Origin of the sequence: Nostoc sp. NMS8 (genome assembly GCF_017115045.1) — a bacterium.
Classification (GTDB): domain Bacteria; phylum Cyanobacteriota; class Cyanobacteriia; order Cyanobacteriales; family Nostocaceae; genus Nostoc.
Genome location: NZ_JABXKK010000064.1, coordinates 1 through 17,781, shown reverse-complemented (window position 1 = coordinate 17,781; position 17,781 = coordinate 1). Strand labels below are relative to the sequence as shown.

General features: G+C 44.5%; 11 protein-coding genes and 1 pseudogene. 9 read left to right on the top strand and 3 right to left on the bottom strand.

Annotated features, from left to right (window positions below):
• Positions 1 to 582 precede the first annotated feature (582 nt).
• On the top strand, positions 583 to 4,830 hold the full coding sequence (locus HWQ39_RS11755; protein WP_292844479.1) for a chemotaxis protein CheB: 4,248 nt from the start codon (positions 583 to 585) through the stop codon (positions 4,828 to 4,830).
• 388 nt (positions 4,831 to 5,218) lie between these two features.
• Here the strand turns inward: HWQ39_RS11755 and HWQ39_RS11750 are convergent, their stop codons facing one another.
• Positions 5,219 to 6,895 carry a mechanosensitive ion channel gene (locus HWQ39_RS11750; RefSeq protein ID WP_292844476.1) on the bottom strand — a complete coding sequence of 559 codons (1,677 nt, stop codon included), beginning with the start codon at positions 6,893 to 6,895 and terminating at the stop codon, positions 5,219 to 5,221.
• Between the two features lie 219 nt (positions 6,896 to 7,114).
• Here HWQ39_RS11750 and HWQ39_RS11745 point away from each other — a divergent pair, with 219 nt between their 5' ends.
• Positions 7,115 to 7,564, top strand: coding sequence for an SRPBCC family protein (locus HWQ39_RS11745; protein WP_292844473.1), 450 nt, complete (start codon positions 7,115 to 7,117; stop codon positions 7,562 to 7,564).
• Between the two features lie 77 nt (positions 7,565 to 7,641).
• On the opposite strand, the gene HWQ39_RS11740 is transcribed toward HWQ39_RS11745, so the two are convergent.
• Entirely contained in the window at positions 7,642 to 8,466 is an 825-nt protein-coding gene (locus HWQ39_RS11740; protein ID WP_292844471.1) for a SirB1 family protein, read from the bottom strand.
• 569 nt (positions 8,467 to 9,035) lie between these two features.
• Between HWQ39_RS11740 and atpD the strand changes: the two genes are divergently transcribed.
• The 4 genes from atpD (at position 9,036) to HWQ39_RS11720 (ending at position 15,306) form a co-directional block, all read left to right on the top strand.
• Positions 9,036 to 10,484, top strand: coding sequence for a F0F1 ATP synthase subunit beta (gene atpD, locus HWQ39_RS11735; protein WP_292844469.1), 1,449 nt, complete (start codon positions 9,036 to 9,038; stop codon positions 10,482 to 10,484).
• Between the two features lie 179 nt (positions 10,485 to 10,663).
• Complete coding sequence (gene atpC, locus HWQ39_RS11730; RefSeq protein ID WP_292844562.1) at positions 10,664 to 11,077, top strand: ATP synthase F1 subunit epsilon; 414 nt, start codon at positions 10,664 to 10,666, stop codon at positions 11,075 to 11,077.
• 157 nt (positions 11,078 to 11,234) lie between these two features.
• Positions 11,235 to 13,340 carry a flotillin family protein gene (locus HWQ39_RS11725; protein WP_292844467.1) on the top strand — a complete coding sequence of 702 codons (2,106 nt, stop codon included), beginning with the start codon at positions 11,235 to 11,237 and terminating at the stop codon, positions 13,338 to 13,340.
• An 85-nt stretch (positions 13,341 to 13,425) separates the two neighbouring features.
• Positions 13,426 to 15,306 (top strand): serine/threonine-protein kinase, encoded by a 1,881-nt coding sequence (locus HWQ39_RS11720; protein ID WP_292844559.1) that lies wholly within the window; start codon positions 13,426 to 13,428, stop codon positions 15,304 to 15,306.
• 10 nt (positions 15,307 to 15,316) lie between these two features.
• On the opposite strand, the gene HWQ39_RS11715 is transcribed toward HWQ39_RS11720, so the two are convergent.
• Positions 15,317 to 15,616 carry a 30S ribosomal protein PSRP-3 gene (locus HWQ39_RS11715; protein ID WP_094333099.1) on the bottom strand — a complete coding sequence of 100 codons (300 nt, stop codon included), beginning with the start codon at positions 15,614 to 15,616 and terminating at the stop codon, positions 15,317 to 15,319.
• 136 nt (positions 15,617 to 15,752) lie between these two features.
• Here HWQ39_RS11715 and HWQ39_RS11710 point away from each other — a divergent pair, with 136 nt between their 5' ends.
• The 3 genes and pseudogenes from HWQ39_RS11710 to HWQ39_RS11700 form a co-directional block, all read left to right on the top strand.
• Positions 15,753 to 16,223 (top strand): DUF29 domain-containing protein, encoded by a 471-nt coding sequence (locus HWQ39_RS11710; protein WP_292844465.1) that lies wholly within the window; start codon positions 15,753 to 15,755, stop codon positions 16,221 to 16,223.
• A 40-nt stretch (positions 16,224 to 16,263) separates the two neighbouring features.
• Complete coding sequence (locus HWQ39_RS11705; RefSeq protein WP_292844462.1) at positions 16,264 to 17,079, top strand: TIGR01548 family HAD-type hydrolase; 816 nt, start codon at positions 16,264 to 16,266, stop codon at positions 17,077 to 17,079.
• Positions 17,080 to 17,156: 77 nt separating this feature from the next.
• Positions 17,157 to 17,690 (top strand): annotated as a pseudogene (locus HWQ39_RS11700) (cytochrome P450); the annotation flags it as partial.
• Positions 17,691 to 17,781 lie beyond the last annotated feature (91 nt).

Sequence of the window (17,781 nt, the reverse complement as noted above, 5' to 3'; positions counted from 1 at the left end):
AGGGGGATCTAAAATTTTTGATACCGACAAGAGGACTTTTCAAACATCCTCTTATGCCGTAGGCTAACGCACCTAAGATTGTTGACGGTGCGTTGCGCTTTGCGACAACACACCCTACATTAAAATTCCTTAACATAGCTGAAAATATTAGCACCGACTTACTTAGTATTAGAAAATTCTTAATAAAATATACATTTTATATAAGATATACGCTATTCAAACATCTATTCAAACATGAACTCTAACAATAGGATGTTATGTTAAACGATGCTGATAAAGTTCATGTTTAGTAGGTCAACTATCAAAATCCTATTTAATTATTGAATTTACTTGATTCGCAAGAAAACAGAAAAGGAAGGATATAGATGTGTACTGATTTTTTCAAAAATCAAATACGAGTTCTCTAGTCGCATTAATAACTACTTATTGACAACTATAGGATTAATCTCAAGATTTATCAAATGAATGACTTAACTCAATTAATTTATACTCAAGCTATCATTAAATACGGCGGAAGTCAGTAAACTGAATCTAAAATATAAACCTGTTTTACCAAACCATTGCAGTGCTAAACTTCATTTTATGACATCCGATCAACCCTCTGAGCAACCTGTATCTGAATCTACCGCTAATGATAATGAAGCGTTCGACGTAGAGCAGCAAGACATGGCAGATGCTTTATTTCCCATCGTTGGCATTGCCGCCTCTGCGGGTGGATTAGAGGCATTTACGCAGATACTTAAGCATTTGCTTGCCGATACAGGGATGGCATTTGTGCTGGTTCAACACTTAGATCCTAACCACAAAAGTCTGTTGAGCGAGATTCTGGCAAGAACAACTAAAATGCCCGTCACTGAAGTGCAAGATGGCGTGACTGTAGAACCGAACCAGGTCTACGTGATTCCGCCTAACACTAAGATGATCTTGTCTAATGGAGTATTGCAGCTCACGCCGCGAGAGAAAATTCAGGGGAAATATATGCCTGCTGATGCGTTCTTTACTTCATTGGCAGCAGATCGAGGGCACAAAGCGATCGCAGTAGTTTTATCTGGAGCGGATGGAGACGGTTCACTGGGGCTGAAGGCAATCAAGGCAGCTGGAGGCGTGACTTTTGCTCAGTGTGAAGACACGGCAAAATTCGATAGTATGCCCAATACTGCTGTTGCCACCGGGGATGTGGATTTTGTGCTACCGCCGCAAAAAATCGCCGAAGAACTGGTAAACCTCAGCCGCAATCCTTTTATTTCTAACTCATTGCCACTGCTCCCGGCTGATAAATTGCCCGAACAGGGGAATACCATAAAGATTATATTTGTGTTATTGCGATCGCTAACTGGCGTTGACTTCAGCCACTACAAGCCCAATACCATCGAGCGCCGAATTCAGCGGCGAATGCTGTTGTATAAACTACACCGCTTGGAGGATTATGCCGAATATTTGCAAAACAATCCGGGTGAAGTCAAGGCGCTCTATGAAGAAATTCTGATCCACGTCACCCATTTTTTCCGCGATCCCGAAGCATTTCAAGTTTTGAAAGAGCAAGTCTTTCCTGTCATCATCCAAAACAAATCAGCAGAGTTGCCGATTCGGATTTGGGTAGCTGGGTGTTCGACGGGTGAAGAAGTGTATTCCATCGCTATCTCCTTGCTGGAGTTTTTGTCGAATAAAGTAACCTCGCCGTCGATCCAAATTTTTGCCACAGACATCAGCGAAATAGCGATTGACAAAGCCAGAGCGGGTATTTTTGCAGAGAATCAAATGGTGGAAGTCTCATCAGAAAGCCGCCGCAGATTTTTTAATGCCCTTGAGGGTGGTGGATATCAAATTAGTAAAGCTGTGCGTGAACTATGTGTGTTTGCCCGGCAAGACTTAAGCAGCGATCCCCCTTTTTCTAACTTAGATTTAATTAGCTGCCGGAATGTACTGATTTACTTGGACGAAACGTTGCAAAAACGGATATTGCCCATCTTTCATTACAGTCTTAATCCGACTGGCTTTTTACTGCTAGGGACTTCAGAAAGCACAGGTAAATATTCGGATTTGTTTACTCTAATTGACAAAAAGTATAAAATCTATGCCAAAAAGCTAACTGCAATTCGTCCAATTTTTTCGTTCATTAACAACAATTATCCGATAGTAAAAGTCAACGAATCAAAGGCGACCAATCAGAATCCATCGGATGAGTTTGACTTAGAGAAAAAAACTGACAAACTAATCTTGAATCGCTATGCCCCAGTGGGTGTAGTAATCAACGACAAGATGGACGTGCTGCAATTTCGGGGAGAAATCGATCTCTACCTCAAACTTGCACCTGGTAAACCAAGTCTTAACTTATTCAAAATGGTGCGCCAAGGCTTGCTCATCGAGCTACGGGCGACAATTTATCAGGCACAACGGCAAAAAATTCTAGTTAGAAGAGAAGGGTTACAAATTGAAAAGGGCAATCTTTCACAAATCATCAATCTTGAAGTGATTCCATTCAAGCCTGGGACTCGCGAAGAACTCTACTTTGTGGTTTTATTTGAATCAGCCCCACCCAAAATTAACAACCCCAGCATAGTAAATCTTGAGAGCGAAGAGCAGTCAGACTTAGCGCAGGAGATTGTTCGGCTAAAGCTTGAACTTGCAACCGCCATCCAAGAGCGGGCTACAACTCAAGAATATCTACAAGCGGTGATCCAAGAGCAGGAGCATATCAATCAAGACCTGAAAGTTGCCAATGAAGAAATCCTCTCCAGTAATGAAGAATTGCAAAGCACCAATGAGGAGCTAGAAACTGCCAAAGAAGAGATTCAGGCAACCAACGAAGAACTCAACACCACTAATGAAGAACTTCGGAGTCGAAATCTGGAATTACACCAAGTTAACAACGATCTCACCAATTTGCTTGCCAGTATTAATATTCCCATTTTGATATTGACTTTGGACTTACGCATTCGACGTTTTACGCCGATGGCGCAGCGACTTTTCAATTTGATTCCCGCCGATGCTGGACGACCTTTGAGCGACATCAGAGCAAATCTCGATGTTCCTGAGTTAGAAACTCTAATTTTGGAGGTTCTTGACACACTGAGCATCAAAGAATTAGAAGTCCAAACTCTGGGGGGACATTGGTACAACCTCCGCATCCGTCCTTATCGCACTACAGAAAATAGGATTGACGGTATAGTGTTGGTGTTAATAGATATTGATGTTCTTAAACGCAGTGCAGTAACGTTAGAACAAGCCCGGAATTACGCTGAAGGGATTGTAGAGACGGTACAAGTGCCGTTAATCGTCCTTGATTCTGATTTGCGGGTGAACAAAGCCAATCGCTCGTTTTATGAAACATTTCAGGTTTCACCATCAGAGACAGGGCAATCTCTGATTTTTGAACTAGGGAACGGTCAATGGAACCTGCCAGAACTGCGATCGCTCTTAGAAGACATTATTGCCAACGATACCACTATTGAAAACTGGGAAGTAGAGCATCGTTTTGAGCGGATTGGGAAGAAAACCATACTGATCAATGGTTGGAAAATTATTCAACAGGGAGATGCCCAAATGATTTTGCTGACCATTGAAGATATTAGTGATCGCAAACAGTTCGAGTTACAGCGATCTAAGCTTTTAGCACAAGAGCAGTCAGCCCGTCAACAGGCGGAAATTGCCAACCGAGCCAAAGATGAATTCCTGTCGAACCTCTCCCATGAACTTCGTAACCCGCTCAATAGTATACTCGGCTGGGCGCAACTTTTCCGCACCCGCAATTTAGATTCTTCAGCAGTTATTCGTGCCTGGGAAGTGGTGGAGCGGAGTGCTAAAGTGCAAGCTCAGTTAATCGATGATATGCTCGATATCTCGCGGATTACGAGTGGAAAGCTTCATTTAAAAACTCGTCTAATCGATTTGGTTTCAGTAGTGAATGCCGCCATTGAGTCTATCGAATTTTCCGCAGAGGCGAAAAGTATTGAAATTGTTTCAAACTTGAACTCGGCGACAATTGTCGGAGATTTTGATCGCTTACAGCAAGTTCTGTGGAATTTACTTTCTAACGCGATTAAGTTCACTCCAGCCGGTGGGCGAGTGGGAATTATGCTCGAAGCTGTATATACTAACGCTGAACTTCGAATCAGCGACACAGGAATTGGCATCCAGTCAGACTTGCTGCCTTATGTTTTTGAGCGCTTCCGCCAAGGAGATTCCAGCAGCAGCAAAACAACTCAGGGACTTGGATTAGGCTTGTCAATCGTCCGTCATGTTGTAGAACTTCACGGTGGAACAGTTCAAGCGCAAAGTCCAGGTGAAGGACTAGGAACCACGATCACCGTTAGGCTGCCTCTGCGCTCAATGCCGTTGGAGATTACATCGCCAACTTATTTAGAGCCGAGCGTTTTGTCAGAGACTCTGGACACATTAGATGGTAAAGATGGTAAAAATCCACCCCTTACCCTTGAAGGGTTATGCCTCTTGGTTGTAGACGATCAAGCGGATAGCCGCGACTTACTAAGGTGGATGTTAGAAGACTTTGGGGCTGAAGTAGTGGTTGTGACATCGGCAAGGGAAGCGATCGCTGCTTTAACTGAATCTCCTAGCAAATATGATGTGCTTCTAGCAGATATTGGGATGCCAGAGGAGGATGGTTTTTCCCTGATTCGTCAGGTGAGAGCGCTTGAAGCTGAAGCTGGGGGACAAATTCCAGCAGCAGCAATCACTGCCTATGCCACCGAGCAAGAGCGGCAAAGGGCAATTAATGCTGGTTTCCAAATGCATCTAGCTAAACCGATTGACCTTACTGAATTGGTATTGATGATTACAAATTTGAATGGACGAAACACAGAGAATTCGTAATTCGTCATTGAGGTACAGAGCAACTAATTTTAACGTGAGTTCGACTAACCTCTCCCTCCCAGCCTCCCTCTCCGAAACCGAAAGGTTTCTGCTATCCGTTATTTTTGTAGCTCACCAACTTGAAATCTGCTGTATCTCTTGTTCCTTGGAGCGATCGCTGATTATTACCATTGAGCTTTAAAACTCGAAACATGAAGAGTACTGAGTTTCGTTAGCGATAGCGGGGCGTTTAGCCCGTGCTGTTAGCGGATAGCTAGGGTTGAGCCATTGCTGAGTTGAAAGACCGCCCACAAGAGGCCTTGCTCTTACCGAGTGCAGAGTACTGAGTACTCTGCTTCTTACTCAACACTCACTACCAAGTCTGATGAAATTGCGCCTTCATCAACTTTTAGTTTCTACCTTTGAAAGAGTTTAGCCATTCTTGAACTTGCTCTCGTGCAATATCGCGCCCTCCAAGACCAAAAGCTAAGGCAATAGCAACTGCGATCGCACCTAGTAAAAGTCCAAAGGCTAAATTCACAATATCACTGGCAACTCCAATTTGTTGCAGTGCCATTGCCGAGACTAAGGCAATAATTGCAATCCGCGCCACTTGTCCCAAAATCTGGGCTTGGCGATCGCCGGAACTGGTAATGATGTTAAAAGCCAGATTTGCCAAGAATAAGCCAACGGCAAAAATCACCAATCCTGCCAAAATCCGCCCGAATATAATCACAATACCAGACACTAATGCTGTCAGGGCTGGAATATTCAAGATATTCACCGCCGCCACAGTGGCAAACAGCATGATACCCACTAAGGCAACAATGCCGACAATTTCCGATGGAGTGCGGGTTGGAATCGGGGGGGTTGTTGATTCTGTTGAAACAACGATTCGTCTGCTGGGTGTTGTCAGACCCAAAATAGTGAAAATGTTATTAAACCCTAAATTGGTGAGGATACTTGTAACCAAGTCCGCGATAAACCGCCCCACGAAATAGGCAACAATCAAAATTGCCACGGCTGTAAAGATGGCAGGTAGAGCGTTGAGAACCTGTTGCAGCATGGCGATCGCAGGTATTGATATCGCATCAATTCGCAAGGCATTGAGCGCCGCGATCGCCACAGGAATCAAAATCAAAACATAGACAATTGTGCCGATAATACTCGATAGAGGTTGCACCCCCGCAGCTGAGGATAATCCCAAGCGACTACCTAAATGGTCAAGACCAGTTGTCGCCAGCAAGTTCGTCACAATCCGCCGTACTACATTAGCGATGAACCAGCCAACTACAGCAATCAAGATCGCCGCTAAAATGTTCGGCAGAATTAGCAGAACTTCTGTAATTAGAGCTTGTACTGGTTGTAAAGCTTGCTGTAGTCCGAGAGTATCCAAAATTGGAGCGAGAAACAGCAAAAATATAAACCAATACAGAGCGTTGCCAATCGTCTCGCTCAGAGACAGCTGATTGAGGCTGGGTGTTCTGTCTTCTGGTTCTGGATTCAAACGCTCATCCAGGTTAAATGCCTGTAATGAGCGCACAGTGATAATCCTCACAATGGTCGCCAAAAACCAGGCTGCTACCAAAATGATTCCGGCACCAACCAACTTTGGCAAAAAGCCAATAAGTTGATTGAGAAAATTATTCAGAGGTCGAGAGGCTATTTCCAGATCCAACGTCTGTAAAACAGCTACCGCAGTTAACAGGATAACGCTCCAAAAGACTAAGCTGGAGATTAATTTCTCCACTTGGGGAACATCTTGACGACCCGTTATCCCAGCGGCAATGCGGTTATCTATGTTCGTGCGCTTGAGGATTCCTTGCGTCAGTGCCGCTGCGATCGCTGCAATCAGCCAACCTACTAGTAAGATTGCTACCGCCCCTAAAAGACGAGGCGTAAACAGAATCAACTGTTGTACAATACCTTGCACATCAGCGATTCCTTGATTCACTGCTGGTTGTATTGGTTGCAGGCTAGGCGATGATTGTGCCAAAAATTGCTGCGCCCTCGTGGATAAACCAACTCCGTAGGCGTAGCCCGTCGTAGACATCACCTGGGTTATTTCTTGCCAAGTCGTGTTCATGGTTTTCGGGAATTATGCTTAAGTATTCGCCGCAAACACTGAGTCAGTGTTTTGCCTATCAATTTACCAGTAAACACATACATATATATCAATTCATTGGGCATTGGGCGAGGCATTGGGTATTGGTTCCCCCCTGCTCCCCCTGCTCCCTCATCTCCCTTCCCCATTCCCCAAAATTTTGCGTTACTCTAATTGCAGCAACAGCACCAAAGATGTGGAATGTCCCAAGTTTTGGAACAATCGATTCAAATTAATGCTACAGCTACGGTGGTGGAGCGCTGTATTAGCGATTTAGCTCTCATGCACCGTTGGCTCAACCCCGTTCTCCGTTGCGAACCTGTGGGCGAAGCTTGGAGTACTGATGTCGGCAGTAAAAGTCGTTTTATTATTCAAATTCCTCTAATAAAACCCACCTTGAATAGCGTAGTTGTAGAACGACAACCGGGTTTGGTAGTTTGGGAATTTCAGGGATTTTTTCAAGGGCGCGATCGCTGGGAATGTCAACCCACAGAAAAGGGAACGCTTTTACTCAACCGCTTTGAGTACGATATCCCCAACCCCTTAGTTAGTTGGGGCTTTAACACTTTTGCTGCATCTTGGACAAAACAAGATATGCAGGCCCAGCTGCGCCGCCTCAAACGAGTTGCAGAAGAACAAAATAATTCGTAATTGGGCATTGGGCATTGGGCATTGTTAATTTCTCCCCATGCTTCCCCTGCGTCCCCTGCTCCCTCATCCCCCACTCCTTACCCACCTTTACCCAATTCGGTAAGTAGCCGCCGAATCACAGAGGCATCTTCGGCATCGGGAATTTTTGTTAAATAATTTTGTAAATCGTCTATGGCTTGGGGGTAGTAACCGAGTTGATAGTAAATCAAACCGCGATCGCGCAATTCTAAAGTTAAACCAGGAAATAGCAACAAAATTCGTTCAACTGCTGCCAGCGTTTTTTCTAATTTTTGCTTTTCAAGGTAAATAAATTTTAAATTTGTCAGCATCCGTGCCAAAAATTGCCGATTACTGACTACGGCTAAAAATTCTGGTTGTAGCGTTACAGGTTGCTGATAAAGTTGAGATAGGCGTTCTTCGCAATCTTGGGCAAATATTATTTCACCCCCATTGAAGGCATCCACAAAAATTTCTATATCGGGAATATCTGGGCGAATCAAGAAATGTCCTGGCATCCCCACACCCACCATCGGAAAATCAATCCTTCGCGCAACCTCCAGGTAAACCAGTGCTAAGGTAATGGGAATCCCCAATCGGCGGTCAATTACATCATTGAAAAAGCTGTTGCGCGGGTCGTAATAGTCAATTTTATTACCAGAAAATTTTAAATCTTCGTAGAGATACTGATTAATACCTTGAACTATCCGCAAAGGATATCGTGAATCAGGCAGGCGTTCTTGAAGCTCCCATGCCATTGTCTCAAGGGCATTGAGGTATTCTTCTGGGTCTAAATTGGGATATTCTTCTTGTGCAATATACAAAGCTGCCTTTGCTAAGTCAATATGCTCGTCAGACTGCTGAATCTCCTGGTAAAAATATTGTCGTGCTGACGAGAAATTCATAAGCTGTTGTTCGGTGAAAGTGTGAGGATGAAGCGTAGACTAGCAAAAACCGCAGGTATTACGGCTGGGCTAAAAGCGCTTTTTTGTATCTAAGTTTATACAGCAATTTTCAGGTATTTAAATTACAACTTAGAGGATGTTTGAAAAGTCCTCTTATCAGTATCAAAAATTTTAGATCCCCCTAAATCCCCCTTAAAAAGGGGGACTTTGATTCCGGTTCCCCCCTTAAAAAGGGGGGTAAGGGGGGATCTAAAGTGCCTAAAGTCACAGCGAAACACTTTTCAAACAACCTCTTAGACGGGAGTGGGAAGTAGTGTAGTTAAATTACTTGAAAAGCGTTGTCAGAGAGCAAATAACAACAGCAATCCTCAGTTAAGGGACTTCCAAATAAAAAAATACTCTAACTACTGATTTTAGGTTAGCCTGATATCGATCCCCAAACCCTAGTCTTAAGGATCAATTTATGGCGTAGAGTAGGGGCGTTCAGTGCTAATCTGAAAGGTGACATTGTTTAATTTTATGTCTTCTACGACCTTATCTGAAATCTAGCTTCACTCATTAGGCGCAGCATGGTAACAACCGCAGAAAAAACAAACATTGGTTACATTACCCAAATCATTGGCCCAGTTGTAGACGTTAAATTTCCCGGCGGGAAATTGCCACAAATCTACAACGCCTTGAAAATCAAAGGCACCAACGAAGCTGGACAGGAAATCAACATCACCATTGAAGTACAGCAACTTCTGGGCGACAACCAGGTGCGGACTGTGGCGATGAGTTCTACCGAAGGCTTAGTCCGCGGTTTTGAAGTCACCGATACAGGCGCTCCCATCAGCGTACCAGTTGGTAAAGCCACTTTGGGCCGAATTTTCAACGTCCTTGGCGAACCTGTGGACAACAGAGGCCCAGTAAATGCTGAGGCAACTCTACCCATCCACCGCTCTGCTCCCAAATTCACCGACCTGGAAACCAAACCTTCGGTGTTTGAGACTGGGATTAAAGTTGTTGACCTTCTGACTCCCTATCGACGCGGCGGTAAGATTGGTCTGTTCGGCGGTGCTGGTGTTGGTAAAACCGTGATCATGATGGAGTTGATCAACAACATCGCTACTCAGCACGGTGGAGTATCCGTTTTTGCTGGCGTGGGTGAACGCACCCGTGAAGGTAATGACCTCTACAACGAAATGATTGAATCTGGGGTGATCAATAACGAGAACCTCAACGAATCAAAAATTGCTCTAGTTTACGGTCAAATGAACGAGCCACCCGGAGCCAGAATGCGGGTTGGTCTTTCGGGATTGACAGTAGCAGAATACTTCCGCGATGTGAACAAGCAGGACGTGCTGTTGTTTATTGATAACATCTTCCGGTTTGTCCAAGCAGGTTCAGAAGTATCGGCGCTACTAGGTCGGATGCCTTCAGCGGTGGGATATCAGCCCACATTGGGAACCGACGTAGGTGAACTGCAAGAGCGGATTACCTCGACTACCGAGGGTTCCATTACCTCCATTCAAGCAGTGTACGTACCTGCGGATGACCTCACCGACCCCGCACCTGCTACCACCTTCGCCCACTTGGATGGTACAACAGTGCTATCTCGTGGTTTGGCAGCTAAAGGAATTTACCCCGCAGTTGACCCCCTGGGTTCCACTTCCACCATGCTTCAGCCCAATATTGTCGGTGAAGAACACTACAGTACTGCTCGTGCGGTGCAATCAACTCTGCAACGTTATAAAGAACTCCAAGACATTATCGCAATTCTCGGTCTAGATGAATTGTCTGAAGAAGACCGTCTCATCGTCGCGCGGGCCCGGAAAGTTGAGCGTTTCTTGTCTCAGCCGTTCTTTGTTGCAGAAGTATTCACCGGTTCTCCTGGTAAGTACGTGAAGTTAGAAGACACCATTAAAGGATTCCAAAAGATTCTGTCTGGTGAATTGGATGCTCTACCAGAACAGGCTTTCTACTTGGTTGGCGATATTAACGAAGCGATCGCCAAAGCTGAAAAAATCAAAGGTTAGTCATTAGTGATTGGTGAGCCAGTGCGGTCTTGGGGGTTTCCCCCATGAGCAACTGGCGAACCCGAAGGGTCATTAGTCATTAGTTCAACTGCTAATGACTAATGGCAATTACAAAAGACATAGACGCCCTTTGGGCGGCTTCCCGTAGGGTAGGACAAAGGACGAAGGACAAAGGACAAATGACATTAACCGTTCGTGTAATTTCCCCAGATAAAACAGTCTGGGATGCTCCAGCTGAAGAAGTGGTTTTGCCTAGCACGACTGGTCAACTAGGTATCTTAACTGGACACGCACCACTTTTGACCGCTCTAGATACTGGTGTCATGCGAGTCCGTGCTGCGAAAAATCAGAATTGGGAAGCGATCGCTCTTTTGGGTGGCTTTGCCGAAGTCGAAGAAAATGAAGTGACAATTCTGGTTAACGGCGCTGAACGTGGCGACAAAATTAACCTTGATGAAGCCCGTACCGCTTACAACCAAGCAGAAGCGCGGCTGACTCAAGTTTCCGCCGACGATCGCCAAGCCCAAATCCAAGCGAACCAAGCCTTCAAACGCGCCCGCGCTCGGTTTCAAGCCGCTGGCGGTTCGGTCTAAATTCAATTTCTATTTCAAATTTGTAGGTTGGGCAATGTCCAACCTACAAAATAAAATATTTATTAATTTAAAAAAAATTACGCCAAGTTTAAGAAATTGAGCCAAGCTTTAGTGGAGTGTTAAATTAACTAATTAGTTGCCCTTTTGGGCACAAATTATGAAAAGCCTTTCATCTTTGCTTGGTACTCGTAAACAAAATAAGGTAGCTCGTTTTGCAGCATCGGTCGTAGCAACGTTAGCGCTCTCTAGTAGTATTCATTCTGCCAATGCTACTTCTGTCAAAATAACTACTGCACAAGAAATTACTCCAGCATCAGTCCAGCTAAATCAGACTAAATCTAATATTGCCCAATTACAAACTAGCAGGATTCAATATCAAGCTGCTGGAATCGATCCTGTTGTACTGGTTCCCATCGTACTTATCGGCGGTTTAGTTATATTCGTCCCCCTATTCTTTGGCGGACTTGTAGTAATTGGCGAACGTGAAGTTGGCATTGTAGTTAGGAAATTTACCCTTTCCGGGCGTGGGCTACCCGCCGGCAGCTTGATTGCCCTCAACGGCGAAGCTGGCTTACAGGCAGATACTTTAGCCCCTGGTTGGCACTGGGGCTATTGGCCTTGGCAGTATTCTGTAAAAAAAGAATCGGTAATTGTCGTTCCCCAAGGGGAAATCGCTTTGATTGTAGCGGCAGATGGCGCATCCAACCCACCAGAGCGGATTTTGGGTAAAATCGTGGGTTGTGACAACTTCCAAGATGCTCGAAAATTCCTCACCGAAGGCGGCGAAAAAGGGCGGCAAATGGGCTTTCTTACGGCTGGTACGTACCGGATTAATACCGCCTTATTCAAAGTCATCATGGCATCAAATGCCGCCACTCATGGCATGACTCCAGAACAGCTGCGGGTGTACAGTCTGGCATCTGATAAAGTTGGCATTGTTACTACTTTAGATGGTGTACCAATTTCTGCTGGTGAACTCGCAGGCCCCATCATTGAAGAACACAACAACTTCCAAAATGGTCAGAAATTTATTAATGGCGGTGGACGGCGAGGCTTACAAGAGCAAACTTTACTTTCTGGTTCTTGGAACTTGAATCCTTGGTTTGTTCAGATTGAACAAGTACCGATGACGGAAATTCCCATTGGGTATGTGGGTGTAGTGATTTCTTTCGTGGGTAAAGCACATCAAGATGTCAGCGGTGCAGCTTTCACCCACGGTAATTTGGTGAATCCTGGACATAAGGGCGTGTGGGTTGAACCGCTGTATCCTGGCAAGCACCCGATTAATTCCCGGATCATGAAGATGGAACTGGTGCCAACGACCAACATTGTATTAAATTGGTCAGATCGTACCGAACGCCACAGCTATGATGCTCAACTAGCTTCCTTGACAGTGCGATCGCGTGATGGTTTTGCCTTTGATTTGGAAGTAGCCCAAATTATTCATGTCGGTGCTTTAGATGCGCCGAAGGTAATTTCTCGCGTCGGTGCAATGCAAAATCTGGTAGACCATGTATTAGAACCGACTATCGGGAATTATTTCCGCAACTCAGCCCAAGACTATACTGTACTAGACTTTCTCACTGCTCGGAGTGAGCGACAATCTGAGGCTGCTGAGTATATTAAAACAGCATTACGGGCTTATGATGTGCAAGCGATCGACACCCTGATTGGTGATATTAAGCCACCAGCATCGTTAATGCAGACACAAACAGACCGAAAAATTGCCGAAGAAGAACGCAAGACTTATGAAGTCCAGCAGATGGCGCAAACCCAACGACAGCAGCTTGTTCGGGAAACGGCACTGGCTAATATTCAGCAAGAAATGGTGAAATCGGAGCAAAGTGTGCATATTGCTGACTTGAAAGCGCAAGCCCAAATTAAGCAGGCGAACGGTGAAGCTGAAGGTACAAAACTCCGGGCAATTGCTGAGGCTGAAGGTATCCGAGCCACAGGTAACGCCAAAGCTGAAACCTACCGCGCTGGTGTGGAAGCCTTGGGGCCACAAGGTTATACAGCAATGCAACTAATGCAGATTATCGGCGATCGCAATGTCCGTTTGATTCCAGATGTCTTAGTTGGCAGTAACGGCAGCAATAACGGCTTAGTGGATGGGCTACTATCCATGATTTTATGGAATCAAACTGGTAAAGGTGAATTAACACCAACACCTTTGCATCCGCAACCAGTAGTTACTAAAGCACAGCCAACCTCAGAAAACGGTTATCCATCTATAGTTGTGAATTTTCCCGAAGATAAGTAACATCAGGAACATGAGGTAGGGGCATAACATTGTTGTGCCCTTACAAAAAACAGGGCATTTTGCTCACCTTATAGGTAGGGAAATTTTGCTTTTACAAGAACGTTATCGTTTACTCAAGCCGATTGGTAAAGGGGGATTCTGTAAAACTTTCCTCGCTGTAGATGAAGGTCAGTTTCCGCCAATTCCTTGCGTTGTTCAAGAATCATCACCGGAATCCGAAACATTTAAAACTTTTCAGCAAAAGGCAAAACAGCTAGAGGAATTAGGAAAGCATCCACAAATTCCTGCTTTGTTGGCTTATTTTGAGCAGAATGGGCATTTTTATTTAGTGCAGGAGTTTATTGCAGGCACTAATTTAGCTCAGGTGGTTGAAGAAGAGGGCGCTTTTAATGAAACTCAGATTTGGCAACTTTTAGAAGATGTGTTGCCAGTTTTGCAGTTTATTAGCGATCGCCATATCATCCACCGCGATATCAAACCCCAAAATATCATCCGTAGATCCCCAATTACCAAGAAGGGGGATTTCGTCATGGTTGATTTTAGCACGGCGAAAATCGTCACAGAAATTGATTGGCTAACATCTGAAAGCAGTATCGGTAGCTCAGAATACGCTGCACCAGAACAAACAAGAGGAAAAGCGGTTTTTGCGAGTGACTTATATAGCTTGGGTGTTACTTGTATTTACTTACTGACCCAGATTCCTCCCTTTGATTTATTTGATATTGCAAATGATTGCTGGGTCTGGCAACAATATCTTACTAGTAAGGTTACGGATGTCTGGCGACAAGACTCAAAAAGTCCACGCTTGGCGCAAATTCTCGACAAGCTACTGCAAAATGCTGTTGACCGTCGCTTTCAATCGGCTAATGAAGTTATGCAAGCAATGGGTATGGAATGTAAAACTCAAAATTTTAAATTACCAAATCCTCCTTGGCGATGCTTGCATACTTTAACTGGGCATTCTGGGACATTGAGTAGTGTGAATGCCCTTGCCATGAGTCCTGACAGTAAAACTTTAGCCAGTGCTAGTGATGATAAAATTGTCAAATTGTGGAATCTAAATACTCAAAAACTCCTAGCTAGCTTATCAGGACATTCCCAAGCGGTAAAATCAGTTGCCTTTAGTCCAGATGGTCAAATTTTGGCAACTGCTAGCGATGATAAAACTATCAAATTGTGGCAGGTTGAGACATTAAAAGAAATCTGCACCCTGTTGGGACACTCACACGCCGTAAAATCAGTTGCTTTCAGTCCAGATGGGCAGATTCTTGCTAGTGGTAGCTGGGATAAGACAATCAAACTCTGGGATGTCAATACTGGCAGAGAAATTTGCACCATAACTGGACACCAATTACAGGTAAATTCAGTAGCATTTAGTCCCCAAGGACAGCTTTTAGCTAGTGCTAGTTATGACAGAACAATTCGCTTGTGGCAGATACCAACAAGAAGCAGGGGAGCAGGGAGCAGGGGGCAGGGGGATATGAATAGTGCTGAGTTAAAAGACTATCCACAAGGGGCGCAGGAAATTCCCCCTTTCCCCCTGCCCCCTGCCCCTATTCAAAACCGCCCATGCTATAGCTTGTTAAGCACCCTTTCGGGTCATGCATGGGCGGTTCTGACAGTCGCTTTTAGTCCAGATGGTCAAATTTTGGCGACGGGTAGTGATGATAACACTATTAAATTGTGGGAGGTAAACACGGGTCAGCTAATTGGCACACTTGTAGGCCATTCTTGGTCTGTGGTGGCTGTGGCTTTTACTGCCGATGGTGAAACGCTCCTAAGTGCAAGTTGCGACAAAACAGTTAAACTTTGGAGGGTAAGCACAGCAGAAGAGATTGTTACTCTCTCTGGTCATGTAGACTCAGTATCCGCTGTTGCTGTGAGCAAAGTTATACAATTAATTGCAAGCGGCAGCCGGGACAAGACTATCAAACTGTGGCAGCTTGTAGAACAGGACAATAGCTAATTGTGTAATATCAAGCGCTACCTGTAAAGGCAACTTCAGGAAATTTCAACTGAGCTTCTGCCATTGGACGGTTTCTGCCTTCCTCTTGCCAGTAGTTAATCACTTCTGTCGCTTTGTTAAGCAACTCGACACGATCCAGGTCAGTAATCCAATGTTTGGACTCTAATTCCTTTTTTAACTCTTCCCAGGCGTCATTTCTGGGCCAAAAAAAGTACTTAGTCAAGGGACTGGTGCCTTTGCCTACAACTTGATCGACTGCGAGAGCAACGTTCTCGTCTAACCACAGAATTTTCAAAATAAACTTGGTCAATCACACCTCCGGGAATTTCCGGGCATTATTTAACAAGGATAGCGATCGCTTATTTTAACGCAATACCCTATCAAATGACCAAACAGTGATTGGATTGGGCTAGCATAAGATGTAGTCGGCGCTAAAACAGATGCTTATGACTGCCCAACTGCCCCAATCTCAAACAACATCTGGTTCAGATTTGTATGAGCAAGACTTTTACCTGTGGATTCAAACCACAGCAGAATTGCTCAAGCAAGGTCGGCTCACAGAACTAGATTTGGAGAATTTGATTGATGAAATTGAAACAATGGGCAGGAGTGAAAAGAAAGCACTAAGAAGCAATTTGGAAGTGGTGCTGATGCACCTATTGAAGTATAAATATCAAGCCGAGAAGCGCTCTGGTAGTTGGCGAGCAACAATTCGGGAGCATCGCAAACGCATCAGACAAGCTCTAGAAGAAAGTCCTAGCCTTAAACCCTATTTTGATGAGGTTTTCGGGCTGTGTTATGACGATGCTAGACTCTTGGCTGCTGATGAAACTGAATTGGGTGCGGCTACCTTCCCCGAACAATCTCCTTTCACGCCAGAGCAAACCCTTGACCCCGATTTTTTACCTGAGTCATGAGCGCATTATGATGATGTAAAACTCTTTTGCTTCTTACCCCATGACTCAACCAACTTCTGTAAAAGCGATCGCTATTTTCGATATTGATGGCGTTGTGCGCGATGTTGGCGGTTCTTATCGCCGGGCGATCGCAGATACCGTAGAATATTTTACCACCCAAGCCTATCGGCCAACCCCACTAGATATTGACCAACTAAAGTCTGAAGGCGTATGGAATAACGATTGGGAAGCATCCCAAGAATTAATTTATCGCTACTTTGAAACTCAACAACAGAGCCGGGAACAACTGCAATTAGATTATGATGCGATCGTTGCGTTTTTTCAATCACGTTACCGTGGGACAGACCCAAATAACTTTACTGGGTATATCTGTAATGAACCTTTATTATTACAACCTAGCTATTTAGAACAACTTACCGAAGCTGGGATTGCTTGGGGATTTTTTAGCGGTGCGACTCGTGCTTCTGCTAACTATGTATTGAAAAAACGTCTGGGTTTAGAATCTCCGGTGTTGATTGCGATGGAGGATGCACCAGGTAAACCAGACCCCATGGGACTTTTTGCTACAGTTAGTAAGTTAGAGAATGAAATTGAGCAAAAATTAGCTGTAGTGTATGTGGGAGATACAGTAGCAGATATGTATACCGTCGAGAAAGCGCGGCGTTTAGATTCTGCTCGTTCTTGGATTGGTGTAGGGGTTTTACCACCCCATGTCCAGGAAACAGCAGCGCGTGGTGATGCCTATAGTGAAACACTAATAGCAGCCGGAGCAGCAGTAGTTTTGCGTAATGTGCAAGAATTAACCCCAAGACAGATTCAAGAATTGGTAAGTTCATCTCTCCAATCTGTGGTCTAAGATTAATCAATCTACGGGTGCATGAATGACTGGCTGATAACAATCTTGCTTTGATCATTGGGAGATTAATAAAAAAAATGTCTGCACTTAAATTGCCTAATGGCCCTCAAACTCACCCTTGGGTACAGACGTATCAATGGCTGACGAACCCATTAGAATACATAGAAGACTGTGCTAAACGTTATGGTGATATCTTCACCCTTCAGCTAGGACAAAATACTGCTCCTCAAGTTTTCATTAGCAATCCTCAAGCGATTCAACAGATTTTTACTACAGATCCAAAGCAGTTGGACTCTGGTGAGCCAGCAGGGATTATATCGCCTTTATTAGGAAGGCAATCACTACTGGCGCTGGAGGGAAAGCCTCATCAGCGACAACAAAAGCTATTGACACCACCTTTACATGGGGAACGAATGCTAGCTTATGGTGAATTAATTTGCGACATCACTGAACAAGTGACTAGTCAGTGGCAGATTGGACAAACCTTTACAGTTCTGCCATCAATGCAAGCAATCTCTTTCCAGGTAATTTTGAAGGCTGTATTTGGTCTAGAAGATGGGCCACGTTACGAGAAACTCAATGAACTCCTAATTGCGATTTTGAATCCCAAAATCTCTATCTTACAGCAATTTTCAGGTAAATAGACCACAGTGGTTGAACCAACCGAAGGCATCATCTTCGGTAATATAATTTACAGCCTCT